This is a genomic window from Paenarthrobacter sp. 2TAF44, from assembly GCF_052114885.1.
In the GTDB taxonomy this organism is placed as follows: Bacteria; Actinomycetota; Actinomycetes; order Actinomycetales; family Micrococcaceae; genus Arthrobacter.
On the sequence record NZ_JBFRFP010000016.1, the window covers coordinates 68,151 to 82,659 of the forward strand.

15 protein-coding genes are annotated in these 14,509 nt (G+C 61.0%); 6 read left to right on the top strand and 9 right to left on the bottom strand.

What is annotated here, in order from left to right:
- Positions 1-197 precede the first annotated feature (197 nt).
- Positions 198-2,030: a glycoside hydrolase family 2 protein gene (locus AB4Z15_RS16365; RefSeq protein WP_442018164.1), complete on the top strand. Its 1,833-nt coding sequence runs from the start codon at positions 198-200 to the stop codon at positions 2,028-2,030.
- Positions 2,031-2,090: 60 nt separating this feature from the next.
- On the opposite strand, the gene AB4Z15_RS16370 is transcribed toward AB4Z15_RS16365, so the two are convergent.
- The 5 genes from AB4Z15_RS16370 to AB4Z15_RS16390 form a co-directional block, all read right to left on the bottom strand.
- A complete protein-coding gene (locus AB4Z15_RS16370; RefSeq protein ID WP_442018128.1) occupies positions 2,091-3,230 on the bottom strand; it encodes a baeRF2 domain-containing protein in 1,140 nt (379 codons plus the stop codon).
- Positions 3,223-3,441 carry a hypothetical protein gene (locus AB4Z15_RS16375; protein WP_442018129.1) on the bottom strand — a complete coding sequence of 73 codons (219 nt, stop codon included), beginning with the start codon at positions 3,439-3,441 and terminating at the stop codon, positions 3,223-3,225. The genes AB4Z15_RS16370 and AB4Z15_RS16375 overlap by 8 nt, the downstream gene beginning before the upstream one ends.
- Positions 3,442-3,485: 44 nt before the next feature.
- Complete coding sequence (locus AB4Z15_RS16380) at positions 3,486-3,764, bottom strand: hypothetical protein (protein WP_442018130.1); 279 nt, start codon at positions 3,762-3,764, stop codon at positions 3,486-3,488.
- A gap of 199 nt (positions 3,765-3,963) precedes the next feature.
- The gene (locus AB4Z15_RS16385; RefSeq protein ID WP_442018131.1) at positions 3,964-4,761 is read right to left on the bottom strand and encodes a glycerophosphodiester phosphodiesterase; all 798 of its coding nucleotides are present in this window, start codon (positions 4,759-4,761) and stop codon (positions 3,964-3,966) included.
- 13 nt (positions 4,762-4,774) lie between these two features.
- Positions 4,775-5,044, bottom strand: coding sequence for a hypothetical protein (locus AB4Z15_RS16390; protein WP_442018132.1), 270 nt, complete (start codon positions 5,042-5,044; stop codon positions 4,775-4,777).
- Between the two features lie 131 nt (positions 5,045-5,175).
- Between AB4Z15_RS16390 and AB4Z15_RS16395 the strand changes: the two genes are divergently transcribed.
- On the top strand, positions 5,176-6,036 hold the full coding sequence (locus AB4Z15_RS16395; protein WP_442018133.1) for an NAD-dependent epimerase/dehydratase family protein: 861 nt from the start codon (positions 5,176-5,178) through the stop codon (positions 6,034-6,036).
- A gap of 10 nt (positions 6,037-6,046) precedes the next feature.
- Here the strand turns inward: AB4Z15_RS16395 and AB4Z15_RS16400 are convergent, their stop codons facing one another.
- From AB4Z15_RS16400 to AB4Z15_RS16415, 4 genes are read right to left on the bottom strand one after another with little or no spacing between them, the layout of a single operon-like run.
- Positions 6,047-6,856 (bottom strand): HAD family hydrolase, encoded by an 810-nt coding sequence (locus AB4Z15_RS16400; RefSeq protein WP_442018165.1) that lies wholly within the window; start codon positions 6,854-6,856, stop codon positions 6,047-6,049.
- 41 nt (positions 6,857-6,897) lie between these two features.
- Complete coding sequence (locus AB4Z15_RS16405; protein ID WP_442018134.1) at positions 6,898-7,425, bottom strand: YbhB/YbcL family Raf kinase inhibitor-like protein; 528 nt, start codon at positions 7,423-7,425, stop codon at positions 6,898-6,900.
- 39 nt (positions 7,426-7,464) lie between these two features.
- Positions 7,465-8,406, bottom strand: a complete 942-nt coding sequence (locus AB4Z15_RS16410) for a carbohydrate kinase family protein (protein WP_442018135.1) — start codon at positions 8,404-8,406, stop codon at positions 7,465-7,467.
- 41 nt (positions 8,407-8,447) lie between these two features.
- A complete protein-coding gene (locus AB4Z15_RS16415) occupies positions 8,448-9,269 on the bottom strand; it encodes an alpha/beta hydrolase (protein ID WP_442005215.1) in 822 nt (273 codons plus the stop codon).
- Between the two features lie 109 nt (positions 9,270-9,378).
- Here AB4Z15_RS16415 and AB4Z15_RS16420 point away from each other — a divergent pair, with 109 nt between their 5' ends.
- From AB4Z15_RS16420 to AB4Z15_RS16435, 4 genes are all read left to right on the top strand, one after another.
- Positions 9,379-10,485, top strand: a complete 1,107-nt coding sequence (locus AB4Z15_RS16420; protein ID WP_216924310.1) for a GTP pyrophosphokinase — start codon at positions 9,379-9,381, stop codon at positions 10,483-10,485.
- Positions 10,486-10,492: 7 nt separating this feature from the next.
- Positions 10,493-11,989 carry a SulP family inorganic anion transporter gene (locus tag AB4Z15_RS16425; protein ID WP_442005216.1) on the top strand — a complete coding sequence of 499 codons (1,497 nt, stop codon included), beginning with the start codon at positions 10,493-10,495 and terminating at the stop codon, positions 11,987-11,989.
- Between the two features lie 89 nt (positions 11,990-12,078).
- Positions 12,079-13,071: a bile acid:sodium symporter family protein gene (locus AB4Z15_RS16430; protein ID WP_442018136.1), complete on the top strand. Its 993-nt coding sequence runs from the start codon at positions 12,079-12,081 to the stop codon at positions 13,069-13,071.
- Between the two features lie 115 nt (positions 13,072-13,186).
- Complete coding sequence (locus AB4Z15_RS16435; protein WP_442018137.1) at positions 13,187-14,440, top strand: D-arabinono-1,4-lactone oxidase; 1,254 nt, start codon at positions 13,187-13,189, stop codon at positions 14,438-14,440.
- Positions 14,441-14,509: the final 69 nt, after the last annotated feature.

Genomic DNA, 14,509 nt, shown 5'->3' on the forward strand with positions numbered 1-14,509 from the left:
TCTCCTCGCGCAGCGGCTGGTGTACAAACACCATCTCACGTCACGATTCCAATGCGGCGACCACAGACAATGCGGACAGAGACAATTTAGTGCCGTGCGCCGAGCAGGCGGGCCGGTAGATGCACATTTTCCGGCGATGCGCTTGACTGGAAATTGAACCCTTCCCCTTCCAAGGAGATGCGTTGACAGAGCCCATCATGATGCAGGCCCTTCCCAAGCCCGAGCATCCTCGTCCCCAACTTGTCCGCGAGAACTGGATAAACCTCAACGGAACCTGGGGTTTTGAGATCGACGCCGGCGACTCCGGTTTGGAGCGCGGCGTTGACAAGCGCGAGCTCACGGATGAGATTCTGGTGCCGTTCGCCCCGGAATCGTCCCTTTCCGGAATTGAGCACGTGGATTTCATGGAAGCTGTTTGGTACCGACGTACGGTGACCATTCCCCAGGAGTGGGCCGGCCAGAACGTCCTCCTGCACTTCGGCGCTGTGGATCACGACGCGACTGTCTGGGTGAACGGCATTGAAGTGGCCCGCCATAGGGGTGGTTTCACCCCCTTCACCGCCGATCTTGGTGGAGTGGCCGAACCCGGCACGGAAGCGGTCATTGTTGTCCGGGCCCGCGATTCGCGGCACGAAATGCAGGCCCGGGGCAAGCAGGCAACCTGGTACAACAACACTCATTGCCAGTACACCCGCACCACTGGAATCTGGCAGACGGTCTGGATGGAAGCTGTACCCGAGGTCCACATCAAACGGCTCCGAATGACTCCCAACCTGGCCGACTCAAGCATCACGATTGAGGTTCCGATCAGCCAGAACCGCACGGGGCACACGGTGACCGCTGTCCTCAGCGATAAGGACGATCTGAGGGTGGAAGCCACGGCCAAGGCAGACTTGGACCTTACGCCAACATTGCGGCTGAGCATTCCCGCCGAATCCCTGCGCCCTTGGTGCATTGAGGATCCCTTCCTTTATGACCTTGAGGTGACGGTTCGGGACGCTGCCGGAACCGCGGTTGACCGCGTCAGCAGCTACGCAGCCGTTCGTTCAGTTGCCCTTGATGGCAGAGTGGTTCGTCTCAACGGCAAGAACGTGTTCCAAAGACTGGTGCTGGATCAGGGCTATTGGCCGGAGTCGCTGATGACCTCGCCGGATGACGCAGCATTAGTCAAGGACATCGAGTTGGCCATGACGGCAGGATTCAACGGTGCACGGCTCCACCAAAAAGTCTTCGAAGAGCGTTTTCTCTACCATGCAGACAGACTCGGCTACTTGGTCTGGGGCGAGTTCGGCGACTGGGGCGTGTCCGGAGGAGGAACCGTTGGCCACAACCAGAAGCCGACAGCGAGTTTCATAGCCCAATGGCTTGAGGTGCTGCAGCGCGACTTCAACCATCCCTCGATCATCGGATGGTGCCCGCTGAACGAAACACACCAGGTCCTGCACGATCGACTGACGGTATTGGATGACGTCACGCAGGCCATGTTCCTTGCCACCAAACTGGCCGACCCCACGCGGCCTGTCATCGATGCATCGGGGTACTCGCACCGCATCCGCGAAACCGACATTTACGATTCCCATTCCTACGAGCAGAATCCAGAGAAGTTCCGGATCGAGCAGCAGGGCCTTTCGGACGTGAAGCCCTTTGTAAACCGGAACCCGCAGGGTGAGGAATACTCCGTTCCTTACGCCGGCCAGCCGTATTTCGTGTCCGAATTCGGCGGCATTTGGTGGAACGAAACGGAGGCGCGCCAAGCGTCAGCAGAAGCGGGCCTCGGAACTGATGTATCGACGTCGTGGGGTTACGGGCAGCGCGTCAGCACCGAGGAGGAGTTCTATGCTCGCTTCGACGCACTATGTGGCGTGCTCCTGGATAACCCGGACATGTTCGGTTACTGCTATACGCAGCTGACGGACGTCTTCCAGGAAAAGAACGGCATCTTCACTTTCGATCGCAGGGACAAGTTCGATCTCGACCGGATCCGCGCCAGCCAGGTCCGTAAGGCAGCCATCGAAGCCCACAACGAATAGAAAAGAATCGCCCAAAGGAAAGGCCAAGGCGCAGCGCCTTGGCCTTTCTTGTGGAATGGATTACGCCGCTCCCGGCCGTTCCGGTCCAGTGGGCCACCGGAGCAGGGCTGCCACATGGACGCCGTCAGGCAAGGCAGCGGAGGGGACCAGCTGAACGCGGGCATCCGTTAGAGCCGCAGCACGCACCATAGCCGCGGGTGCAGGGACCTTTCCTAGAACTTCAGCTCCCAACGCTTCGTCCTCAGAGCTGGCGATCCACGGTTCAGCGCCCAGCGCTAGCAGGGTGTGTTCGGAGAGCGCTTGATCATCGAGGATCAGCACATCCACCTGGGCTTGCTGGAGGGCGTGAACCACAGCCCCGTTTCCAGTAGCCGACTCGGGGTTGGCCTGCCCTTCCTGCTCGGCCAAGCGCTCCATCAGCTGCTGTTGTTCCTCTGCCCACTGCTGGGCAACCAAGGAATTAACCTCGTCGTCGAACTTTTGACGGTCGGAACCAGGGGCCAGGGTATGGGCATCCACCATGCGCAGGATGGCCTTGCTCGCCTCGGACAGTTGATCGGCAACGAGTTGCCGCGCCCTGATGTCACCGGCAAGGACCAGCAGGCGGGCTCGTTTTTCCCTCACAACCTTGTCGATTTCATTCACCACCTGATCGGCATTTCGCCGCCAAATCTCCTCAGTGTGATGTTGATACCGGCCCTGTGACCAACCGCCGCTGGGAACTTTTTTGAGATTCTCGTCCGAGCCCTGGACGTGCTGGCTCTCCTCAACAGTCGGCCTGCCGGCCCGATGCAGTCGGATTTCGCCCTCATCGCGGCTGACTTCGGCCACGACATATGGGAACTCGTCCGGCTGGTGCTTCATCAAAGGCAGCAGGCCGGGAATGGAGTCCATGGAAATTCTTTCGGGCCCCGAGAGTGGCCCGGGCAACAGCTCGTTAACCATCACCTGCCCATCCCGCACCAACACAAAGCGGCTAACCGGGGCGGGCAGTCCCTCGGCGGGTTGGATGGCGGATTCCATGGCGGTCAGATCTTCCTTGGACGCTCCCTGACCCGCCAACGCATCCTTTACATTGTCAGGTTGGACGTCTGCAGCTTCGAGGCTGTCAACTGTTCCCGTACTTGCCTCCAGATAGACCGAGCACCAGGGTCCAGGCTGCCGGTAAAGATCCGCGTACTTTTTCAGTGCTTCACTCACTTGACCCTCCCTCCTCCGCTGCGGCGTCGGCAGGGGTATTCGGGTTCAAGGCCTCCCGGACTTCTTGCGCATCTGTTTCATCAGGGAAGGGCTCGGTCTCCCGTCCTTCTTCCACATGGGATGGTTTGTTCCCCCTGATCATTCCTTCGGTTTCGTGCTGCATCTGATCATCCAGATGCGGTCCGTGCTTTGAGTTTCCTCGCTCAGCCACGGTAATCATCCTTCCGATGTACTCGATTTGCGTGCCGTGCAGGCCTAGCGGCTTACCAACTTGAAGAAAGTGCTGTCCTCGCCGCTGGCTTTCTTCTCTTGATAGAGAAAAGCCAGCTTGCTCTCCTCGAACTTGTCGAACCATTCGTCCCAGCTGATGTGTTCCAGCGAATCTTCGCCAGCTCCGCCCGGGAAATCGATGCGCAGGATACCTACGTCGTTCTTGTCGCCGGTCTTTTTGACGCTGGCCGGTTTACCGTCGTTGCTTTCAACCCACTTGCGAATCTCGTCGTGATCCGTGGTGGTGTGAGATTCCGATGCCATGTCAGATTTTCCTTCCTTCCGATGCCGGCACGTGGTTGGCGAGCCATGTGCCACCGAAGAGTACGGATACTTCGACCCTAATCCGAGCCTGCCCAAAATAGAAAGGGTACTGAGTAAGTTCCCACCGAGATGGCATTTGAACCCAATGTTCCGAAGCGGAATCGGTATTAAATGCCATCTCGGTGCGAACAAAATGGGGCTAGACCCACTGCCCGCGGCGCACCAGGACGTCCTTCAGCAGGTCCAGCCGGTCGGACACAATGCCGTCCACACCCAGGTCCAATAGACGCACCATTTCAGCGGGCTCGTTGATGGTCCAGACGTGAACTTGGACGCCCAAGCGATGGGCGCGGCGAACAAAACCTGGAGTCACCACGGGCAATCGCCCATAGCGGACCGGCACCTGGAAAGCATCGACGCCGGTGAGCATCTTGCGGCCCAGCCCCGCGGGAAGCACGGGTCCAAGAAGTACGAAGACCGCGGTCAGGGTGCTGCCAGCCGAGGAAGCCGTCCGCTGGCTGAGGAGTTTCAAGACAGCACGACGACGCCGGTCAGAGAAACTCGTCACCAACACCCGGCAATGGATGCCATGCTTCTCGATAGCCTCGGCCATCGGTTTAACGGAATTCCAGTCCTTCACGTCCAGGTTCAGGCGGGCATCGGGGAAGGCTGCCACAAGTTCGTCGAAAGTCGGCACTGGTTCCACTCCGCCGATGCGGGCCTTGGCTACCTCGGCTGCCTTTAATGCGGCGATCCTCCCGGAGGAATCTGTGACCCGCTCCAAGGAAGAGTCGTGGAAAACGAGCAGGACGCCATCTGAGGTGGTGTGAACGTCCGTTTCAAGGTGCAGGGTGCCCAGCTCAATGGCGGCACGGAAAGCAGCCATGGAGTTCTCCAAGCCATTCATGGAGAATCCGCGATGAGCCAAGGCCAGTGGGCCCGCAGTGCCGTCCTTGCGGAGGAAATATGGCAGCGTCACATCCGAAGCGTAGCCCATGGTGCATTGGCGCCTACGACTCCTCGGCGACCGTCGCCTTCTCCAGGGGGACCACCGCCACGTCATCGCTGATGTGCACCAGCGTGCGTCCGCGACCGCCGTCGAGCTCCACCCAAACTGCCGTTGCATCACCGGTAACGGCGTCCACTATGCCAGCCGATTCGTACCCCGGAGTTAGTGCCACACTCACGCGGTCCCCCTCGCGAAGCGACCTCCAGTGGTGATCCGGTTCGATCCGCCGCAACGGAGCGGTGTTGAAGTCGTTGATCCTGCGCTTGGCCATGATTCCCCTACATCCAACAAGCTAAACGGGTCTGTGGCTGAAAGCCTACGGGCGCAAGTTGAACGCGGGTTGTATGGAGACTGGGAAGTTGGTGACAGCTTTGCGCACGTCATGGCTGCCAAACTAGTTGCATGACTGTGTTGATTGCCGGGTGCGGCGACCTTGGAACCGAAGCCGGACTGCGTTTCGCAGCGCTGGGCCATGAGGTCATCGGTCTCCGCCGTTCTCCGGAAAAGCTCCCCGCGGGGATTCGGGGCATGCGCGCGGACCTCTCATGTGAAGTCCCAGCCGTCCCAAGAGATGTGAACATTGTTGTGGTCGCTGTAGCCGCCGATTCCTCCACCGAGGAGGCATACCGGACAGCGTATATAAAAGGCTTGCAAAATATTCTGTACGCCTTGGAACGCGATTCTGTCGAACCGGCCCGCATGCTATTCGTCTCCTCCACAGCCGTATATAAGGACTCCGACGGAGCGGTGGTGGACGAAACCACACCCACCGAGCCCACGCGTTTCAGCGGCAAAGTGCTGGTGGAGGCTGAAAATCTGTTCCTTGCCCGCACCCGGGGTACCAGAACCCAACCCATCATCCTGCGGCTCGGCGGCATTTACGGTCCGGGGCGAACCCGACTAATCGACCAAGTCCGGTCAGGGCAAGCCGTGATTCCAGCACGCCCCCGGCACACCAACCGTGTGCACAGGGACGACGCCGCGGCCATGATCGTCCACCTCACCACCATGGATCAGGACCCGGATCCGGTCTACGTAGGTGTAGACGACCATGCGGCCGAGATGGGTGACGTCATGCGGTTTCTTGCCTTGGAAATGGGTAGCCCTGAACCACCGACGGCGTTGGAAGACGCCCCCGCCGGCCCTGGCGACAAACGCTGCTCCAACCAAAGGCTGCGCGGGACTGGCTTCGAGTTCGCCTTCTCCTCATACGTGGAGGGCTACCGAGCAGTGCTGGCAGGTAGCGGCGTCCGTCATCCGTGATGCAATGGCTTTAGACCGTTTGCTCCATCAGTTTCGCCTCGAGGATCTGGGCCACGCCGTCGTCGTCGAAGTGCGGTGCCTGCTGCCCCGCAGCGAGGATGGCTTCCGGGTGGCCGCTGGCCATGGCATAGCCGTGGCCGGCCCAGCGAAGCATCTCGATGTCGTTGGGCATATCCCCGAAGGCCACCACGTCAGCGGCCTCGATACCCAGCGACTCGGCGTACTTGGCGAGAGTGACGGCCTTGTTGATGCCGGGCACGGACATCTCAAGCATCGCCGTGCGCGGCGCCGAGTGCGTGGTGCTGACCAGATGGGCAACAGCGGGCTGAACTTCGGCAAGGAATTCGTCCGGGGTGCCCTTACGGGTTATCGCCAGGAACTTCACGACGGCGTCATCCGCCGTTAGCGTCTGATCCAGCGGTGCGGGAGTGAACTCCGCGAGGAGCTCACTGGTTTCATTCTCGAGAAAGCCCGGCTCCAGTTGGAAACCAGTCAGAGTTTCCACTGCGAACAACGCATCCGGCCGCAGGGACTTGATGATTCGGCGCGCTTCGAAAATGGATTTGATATCCAAGGTGCAAGAAGAAATGGGCTTCTCCATTTCGAGATCCCACACCACTGCGCCGTTGGAACAGATCACGATTCCGCTGTGGCCGAGCTGCTCCTGAAGCGGGTACAACCACCGCGGCGGGCGGCCCGTGACGAACACAAGCTCCACCCCGGCATCCCGGCATGCTTTGAAGGCCTTGACGGTCCGATCACTGATCTTGCCGTCATGACCGAGAATGGTGCCGTCAATATCACTTGCTACGAGCCGCATCATGTCAGTCTACGTGGCTGTTGAGAACCCAAAGGCCGCCACTAACGCTCGAACATACCCGTGATGGTTCCGCGCGCCAAGGTGTGCGAGGGAAGGGCTGAAGCAAGTATGCGTGCTTCGGAATGCTTTTCGATGCCCAGGTCCTCCACGTCCAGCGCATGTACGGCCACTATGTACCGATGCGGTCCATGCCCTCTGGGCGGGGCCGCCCCAAGGTAGCCGGTGCGGCCGCCGTCGTTCTTTAACTGGAACGCGCCAGCGGGCAACGCGTGACCGTCCGGGCCACCCGCGCCGGCCGGAAGGCTTGATACTTCAGGAGGAATATTAAGTACCGCCCAATGCCAGTAGCCCCCGGGACCGGGAGCATCCGGGTCCCACATAGTGACCGCGAAACTCCTTGTTCCTTCCGGAGCTCCGCTCCAGCTCAGCTGAGGAGAAATGTCTTGGCCGCCCGCACCCAGAATCCCGCTCCGTTGATCGGGGCCGAGAGTATCGCCGCCGCTGAATGACTCGCTCGCAACCTGTAATTCCGGCGCGGGCGTCCCAGCATAAGGATCGTGGTCTTTCATGGCGCACCTCCTCTTGGCCGGACTTCGCCGGCAACAGTTTTAGCTTGCAACAGCCCTATGGTTGAGCTCGGCCCGCGTCGGCGGATTGGCGCCAGCCCGTGACACCGTGACTGCGGCAGCACGCGTCGCGTGGTCCATGATGGCGGCAAGGGTCTCAGCCGGCATGGCTCGGAGTGCTCCGCGGTTTTGCGCACCGTCAAGCCCGCGATCAACTATCGCTGACAGCAGCCCCGCCATGAACGAATCGCCGGCACCAACAGTATCCACCACCGTCACGGAAGGTGCGGGGACCTGGGTCTCGCCGATGGCTGTGATTCCCCACGGACCACGCGCGCCCCGCGTGACCACCACCAATGCGGGTCCTTCCGTGCCGCCCAGAGACAACCAGCGGCGTGCGGACTCCAGCGGATCAGCTCCCGGATACAGCCATTCGAGATCTTCGTCAGAAGCCTTCACCACGTCGGAGAGCACTACGAAGCGTTCGGCCTGCCTCCGTGCGTACTCGCGGTCAGTAATGATGCTGGGGCGGCAGTTGGGATCGAAGCTGATAGTGCTCCCCGGGTGGGCATGCTCGACGGCGGCAAGCACGTCCGCGGCACCAGGCTCCAAAGCGGTGGCTATCGAACCCGTATGCAGCAAAGTGGCGCCCTGCAGCATGAGCGGCAATCGCTCCCCAAGGCCCGGCAAATCCCAGGTGAGATCGAAGGTGTAGGTGGCCGCGCCGTCGTCGTCGATCACTGCCGTGGCTACGCTGGTGGGTTTGCCGTCGGGCGGAAGAGGGACCATCACCGAACTGGACCGAAGATGCGCCGCGACGGAATCGCCGTACGCGTCCTGGCCAAACCGCCCAATGAACTGCACGGGATGATCCAAGCGCGCCAAGCCAACGGCGACGTTGAGTGGGCTTCCGCCAACGTGCGCCTCGATTCCGCTGGGGCGCTGCACAACGTCAACCAAGGCCTCGCCAATCACAGTCAGCATGGGACCACTCTGCCAGAGGAAGGGCGGGCGCTACCAGTGATTCAGGAGAGCAGGCGTTGTACCAATTCGCGGCATTTCTTGTAGGCCACGGCCTTTGGATCTATGAGATCGAAGTGATCCCCGGGGACACGCAGCAATTGCGCTGCGCTGCCGGCTGCGGTTGCCGCTGCGACATAGGCCTCGGACTGGCTGGCTGGAACGTCTTCGTCGTCGGTGGCATGAACGGCGAAAACTGGAACATCAATAGGCAGTGAACTCATGGGATCTGCGTATTTATGCCTTTTGGGGTATCTAGCTGAATCGCCACCCATAAGGTTGCAGACGGCACCGTTACTGAGGTTCAGCTTTTCGGCCGCGGCCAGGTTCAGCAGGCCGGACTGGCTGACAACGCCGGTCAGGTGCACGGCGTTATCTTCAGATCCACGCACGAGTTGGCGGTCGGCGTCGGGCGTTCCGATGGCCGAGAGGCGCTGCCGTCCGGCCGCCCACACAGCCAAGTGACCTCCGGCCGAGTGCCCCAAAGCGACTACCTTGCCAAGGTGGAGCTCGTGCTTTCCGGCGATTTCGGCGAGATGGTCAATGCCGGCCAGAATGTCTTCGAACGTATGGGGCCAACCACCGCCGTTGCCGGCCCGCCGGTATTCAAGGTTCCAGGCCGTTATTCCATGCGCCGCGAGGTCCCGGGCCAAGGGCTCGCCGAGCTCGGCGCCGTACTGTGAGCGCCAGTAGCCGCCGTGGATCACAACCGCGACGCCACCCGCGACGGCTGACGCGCCGCGATGGTTTCCGTTGTTCGGTTCAGGTATGAAGAGTTCGCCCCATTGACTGGGGTGTTCGCCGTAGCTGTACTTGTGCCGCAACATTGCGCCCTCCTTTGTACCGAGCCTATCGTGACGTCCCGCAACTTTGGCTAGGGCACCCCGACGGCGGGTGGCCCGCGCCAGTGTCGGACCCGCCCCGTAAGCTGGGGGCATGGCAAGCAATTGGGACAGCCTGGACCAGGACCAGCGCGATGCAGTGGATGCGAACGTGGCGCTCTATGAGCGCGTTCGCCCTGCCCTGAAGCGGGTCACACGGGATGTGCTGCTCACCCTCAGGGACATGCTCAACGACGCCGAGGTCACTCCCCTGTTTGTCACCGGACGAACCAAAACAGTGGAGTCGTTCCGCGAAAAAATCTCACGCACGGATGATCCTTTGGAGCCGGGCGGCCCGCGGGTCCTCAAATTCCCGGACCCTTTCCGCACCTTGAATGACATGGTGGGCATCCGCGTCATCACCAAACTGCCCGCCGAGAACGCAGCCGTAGCCAACATCATCAAGCGCCAGCGCCAGCTCTTCGATTGCCGCGGAGACCGCGAAAAGGACATCGGTTCCATCGAATCGGGCACGTACGGATACTCCAGCCGGCACCTCATCCTGCGCACCATCCAGAACGAGGCAGTCAAGGAGTATCAGCATGTCTTCAACCCGGACATGCCGGCCAACGGCAGCTACTTCTTCGAGTGCCAGATCCGCACGGTTTTTGCGCACGCCTGGAGCGAGATCGAGCATGATATCCGCTTCAAGGCGGAGGATCCGCGCGCCTGGACTCCGCATTTCGATCGCCAGTTCACCGCCACTGCGGCCATGCTGGAAACCGTGGAGAGCGCCTTCGCTGACCTCCACGAGCGCTACGAAGAGGTCAGAAGCTATTGGGACCTGCACGGCGAGGGTGCTTCCCCGCTGACTCCCAACCGGGTTCGGGACGTCTGGCGTACGCTCCTGCCCCACGTTGACCGTAAAGTTGATGACGACTGGGGGTGGGCTGCCGAACTCCTTGCGGCCCACGGACTCACCAAAACCGTGGAACTCGCGGGGCTCTTGAGTGCCAACCGGATCACAGAGGTCCGCAAAGCCCTGGATCACCGCTACTCCCCGGGCCCCGACCGCCTCCTGGATGACCTCCTGCTGTGGCAGTACGGAACCGAACACATTGACCTCACCGCTGAGGCGCCCGACGTCGTTCCGCACCCGCGGCGCGACAGCCTCCAGCGGCGTCTAAAGCAGATTGAGCGTTACCGCCAGACTGCACTGTAAGGACGCTATGACTCCCGAGCAACTCATGTCACTGCGGGTGACTTTCCGCTCGCCCCGCCGCCTGCTGACGGAATCCCTGGCTGGACTGGTAGTTGCACTGGCGCTCATTCCGGAGGCCATTGCTTTTTCGGTGATTGCGGGGGTGGATCCCCGGATTGGGCTTTTCGCTTCCTTCACCATGGGCGTGGTGACTGCTCTCGTGGGTGGTCGTCCAGCCATGATCTCTGCAGCGACAGGGGCCGTGGCATTGGTCATCGCTCCCGTGATGAAGGAGCACGGACTCGACTACCTGATCGCCACGATCATCCTGGCAGGTGTCTTCCAGATCATCCTGGCTGTCCTCGGTGTCACGCGACTCATGCGCTTCATTCCGCGGTCGGTGATGATCGGCTTCGTGAACGCACTGGCAATTTTGGTGTTCATCTCGCAGATGCCCGAGCTCTTCAATGTCCCATGGATGGTCTATCCAATTGTTGCCGTGGGACTCGCCATGGTCTTTGGGCTACCCCGCCTGACCACGGCCATTCCTGCGCCGCTCGTGGCGATCGTGGTCATTACCCTGGTTACCGTTCTGGGGCATATCGATGTTCCCACGGTCAGTGACAAAGGCGAGCTCCCCCACAGCCTGCCGGGGTTCTTCCTGCCGAATGTCCCGCTGAACCTGGAGACGTTCCAGATCATTGCGCCCTTCGCATTGTCCATGGCCCTCGTTGGCCTGTTGGAATCACTCCTGACAGCCAAGCTCGTGGACGACATCACGGACACGCGGTCCAACAAGACACGGGTCTCCTGGGGTCAGGGGGTGGCCAACATTGTCACAGGATTCCTCGGGGGCTTGGGTGGCTGTGCCGTGATCGGACAGACCATGATCAACGTCAAGGGATCGGGCGCACGGAGCCGGCTCTCAACGTTCTTGGCGGGCGTGTTCCTGCTGATCCTGGTGGTAGTCCTTGGGGACGTTGTGGGCATGATTCCCATGGCGGCGCTTGTTGCCGTGATGATCTTCGTTTCCCTGATCACCTTCAACTGGCACTCTGTTCGGCCATCCACCTTGAAGCGGCTACCCAAGTCAGAGACCGCCGTCATGCTGATCACTGTGGCCGCTGTTGTGGCAACACATAACCTGGCGGTGGGTGTCGGCGTCGGCGTTTTGACCGCGATGGTGCTGTTTGCGCGGCGTGTAGCCCACTTCGCCACCGTAGAGCGGACCGAACTGGAGCTCAACGGTGAGACCGTGGCAACGTACACGGTGGATGGCGAGCTCTTCTTCGCGTCGTCAAATGATCTGTACACACAGTTCGACTACGCAAAGGATTCCTCGGAAGGAATAGATCGTGTGGTCATCGATCTCCATAACTCGCACCTTTGGGATGCATCCACTATTGCTGTGCTGGATTCCGTCACTGAGAAGTACCGCAACCACGGGCGTGAGGTGGAGTTCATCGGGCTCAACGAAGCCAGTATCCACATGCGTGAGCGGCTCGCGGGGAAGCTGAACGGCTGATCCCAACTAAAGAACAGTCATCTGACATATATGCCACTTTCAAAGTAACGAACTCGATCATGCCCGCGGACCAATGTGAGCATGGATAAATGCTTGAGGCAACGAATTCCCAGACCGAAACTTCGTCCCCTGCGCCCGTCAACGCGGCCCTCGCCGCAGAAGCAAAGGTCGCGCGAATAGCCGTAACGGTTTTCCCGATCCTGGTTGTGGTGGCTGGCGTCCTCGGGTTCCTCCTTCCGGAAGTGTTCAAGCCGATGGGCGTCGCCGTCCCCTATCTGCTCGGCGTCATCATGTTCTGCATGGGCCTCACGCTGACGCCGCCCGACTTCGCTTCTGTGGCGCGACGGCCGTGGGCTGTGGCACTGGGCATCGTTGCGCACTACGTGATCATGCCTGGGGCAGGCTGGCTGATCGCTGTCTTGCTTCAACTACCGCCCGAGCTCGCTGTCGGCCTGATTCTTGTGGGCTGCGCACCGTCCGGTACGGCGTCCAACGTGATGGCCTTCCTGGCCAAGGGTGACGTGGCCTTGTCGGTCGCTGTTGCCTCGGTTTCCACGTTGATCGCTCCCATCGTCACGCCGGCACTTACGCTCCTGCTGGCCGGGTCATTCCTGCACATTGATGCTGGCGCCATGGTGCTGGACATCGTGAAGACCGTGTTGCTTCCGGTCATCGCAGGCCTGCTCGCTCGACTCTTCCTGTCCAAGCTGGTCGCAAAGGTGCTTCCGGCACTTCCGTGGGCGTCCGCCGTCGTGATTTCACTGATCGTGGCGATCGTCGTGGCAGGCAGCGCCAGCAAGATCGTCGCCGCCGGCGCCATCGTGTTCCTGGCAGTCGTCCTCCACAATGGCTTTGGGCTGGGCCTGGGCTATCTGGCAGGCAAGCTGGGGCGCCTGGATGACAAGGCCCGGCGCGCCCTGGCCTTCGAGGTGGGCATGCAGAACTCCGGTTTGGCCGCCACCCTTGCCACGGCACACTTCAGTCCGCTGGCTGCGCTGCCCTCTGCCGTCTTCTCCCTGTGGCACAACATCTCCGGCGCGATTGTCGCGGCCTGGCTGGCTCGCCGACCACTGAAGCACTAGCGTCCCAAGGCTCCAGCTAAGACTGCTTCAACCAGTTGGACGCCTCTTGACGCAATTAGTTGTGAACGTTAACAATTGCGGGAGCCGATAAGTCACCAAGTGGGAAGATCATGCAATGAAGAACTGGGCAGGAAACCTCGAGTACTCGTCCGCCGAAGTCCAGAGGCCCACGTCCGTGGACCAGCTGCGGGAGCTTGTGGCCAACGCGCCGCGGATCAAGGCCCTCGGTTCCCGCCACTCGTTCAACAAGGTCGCAGACACCGATGGCATCCACATTCTCTTGGATGCCTTGCCCCAGGAAATCTCACTTGATCCCTCAAAGGGCACCGTCAAGGTCAGCGGCGGCATCAGCTATGGCGCACTATGCCGGGCAGTTGAGGAACAGGGTTATGCCATCCACAACCTCGCTTCACTCCCCCACATCTCGGTAGCGGGAGCGATCCAAACCGGGACGCATGGCAGTGGAGTCGGCAATCCCTCCCTGGCTGGCGCCGTCGAAAGCATTGATCTGGTGCGTGCAAACGGCGAGCTAGTGACGCTTACGCCGGACGACGACGAGTTCCTCGCCAGCGTTGTGGGACTCGGCGCCCTTGGGATCGTCACAGGCCTGGAACTGGCCGTCCGGCCCAGCTATCAGATGCGGCAGCGTGTGCTCACGGGACTTCCATGGGAGCGGACCCTGTCTGACTTCGCAAACATCGCATCTGCCGCGTACAGCGTCAGCTTCTTCACCAATTACACCGGCGAGTCCATCCCGCAGGTCTGGCTCAAGGCGCTGGACACCGAAGCTCTGTTGCCGGACCTGTTCGGAGCAACCGCAGCCACGGCGGCGATGCATCCCTTGCCGGACATGTCTGCGGAGAACTGCACGGGTCAGCTGGACGAGCCCGGCAAATGGCTGGACCGCCTGCCGCACTTCCGCCACGAATTCACACCAAGCAACGGTGAGGAGCTGCAGAGCGAATTCCTGCTGCCGATGGAGCAGGCACCGGCCGCGCTTGAAGCTATCCGAGAGCTCGCGGACAAGCTGGCACCGCTGTTGTTCATCTCCGAAATCCGTACAGTAGCCGCTGATGAGTTCTGGCTCAGCCCGTTCTACCGGCAGCAAAGCGTCGCCCTTCACTTCACGTGGAAGCCACTGCAAGCCGAGGTGGAAGCGGTACTCCCGGAACTGGAGGAAGCACTGCGTCCCTTCGGCGCGAGGCCGCACTGGGGCAAGCTCTTCACGCCAAGCCTGTACGACTTCGCCGCGCTCTATCCGCGCTTCGAGGACTTCTGCAGCCTCGCCGTCACCAACGACCCTTCGGGCAAGTTCCGGAATGACCTGCTGGAAAGTGTGCTGGGCATCTCTGCGGCGACGCACGCCTAGAACCATTCGCGCCCATCACGTTGCCAAGCCGCTATTCCGTTGCTGCCCAGCCACGGAATAGCGGGTTGG

Excerpts from the sequence above, each read along its gene's own strand:
- AB4Z15_RS16365 (WP_442018164.1), top strand. The coding sequence starts at position 198 with ATGATGCAGGCCCTTCCCAAGCCCGAGCATCCTCGTCCCCAACTTGTC.
- AB4Z15_RS16380 (WP_442018130.1), bottom strand. The coding sequence starts at position 3,764 with ATGGCATCGGAATCTCACACCACCACGGATCACGACGAGATTCGCAAG.
- AB4Z15_RS16385 (WP_442018131.1), bottom strand. The coding sequence starts at position 4,761 with ATGGGCTACGCTTCGGATGTGACGCTGCCATATTTCCTCCGCAAGGAC.
- AB4Z15_RS16390 (WP_442018132.1), bottom strand. The coding sequence starts at position 5,044 with ATGGCCAAGCGCAGGATCAACGACTTCAACACCGCTCCGTTGCGGCGG.
- AB4Z15_RS16395 (WP_442018133.1), top strand. The coding sequence starts at position 5,176 with ATGACTGTGTTGATTGCCGGGTGCGGCGACCTTGGAACCGAAGCCGGA.
- AB4Z15_RS16400 (WP_442018165.1), bottom strand. The coding sequence starts at position 6,856 with ATGCGGCTCGTAGCAAGTGATATTGACGGCACCATTCTCGGTCATGAC.
- AB4Z15_RS16405 (WP_442018134.1), bottom strand. The coding sequence starts at position 7,425 with ATGAAAGACCACGATCCTTATGCTGGGACGCCCGCGCCGGAATTACAG.
- AB4Z15_RS16410 (WP_442018135.1), bottom strand. The coding sequence starts at position 8,406 with ATGCTGACTGTGATTGGCGAGGCCTTGGTTGACGTTGTGCAGCGCCCC.
- AB4Z15_RS16415 (WP_442005215.1), bottom strand. The coding sequence starts at position 9,269 with ATGTTGCGGCACAAGTACAGCTACGGCGAACACCCCAGTCAATGGGGC.
- AB4Z15_RS16420 (WP_216924310.1), top strand. The coding sequence starts at position 9,379 with ATGGCAAGCAATTGGGACAGCCTGGACCAGGACCAGCGCGATGCAGTG.
- AB4Z15_RS16425 (WP_442005216.1), top strand. The coding sequence starts at position 10,493 with ATGACTCCCGAGCAACTCATGTCACTGCGGGTGACTTTCCGCTCGCCC.
- AB4Z15_RS16430 (WP_442018136.1), top strand. The coding sequence starts at position 12,079 with ATGCTTGAGGCAACGAATTCCCAGACCGAAACTTCGTCCCCTGCGCCC.
- AB4Z15_RS16435 (WP_442018137.1), top strand. The coding sequence starts at position 13,187 with ATGAAGAACTGGGCAGGAAACCTCGAGTACTCGTCCGCCGAAGTCCAG.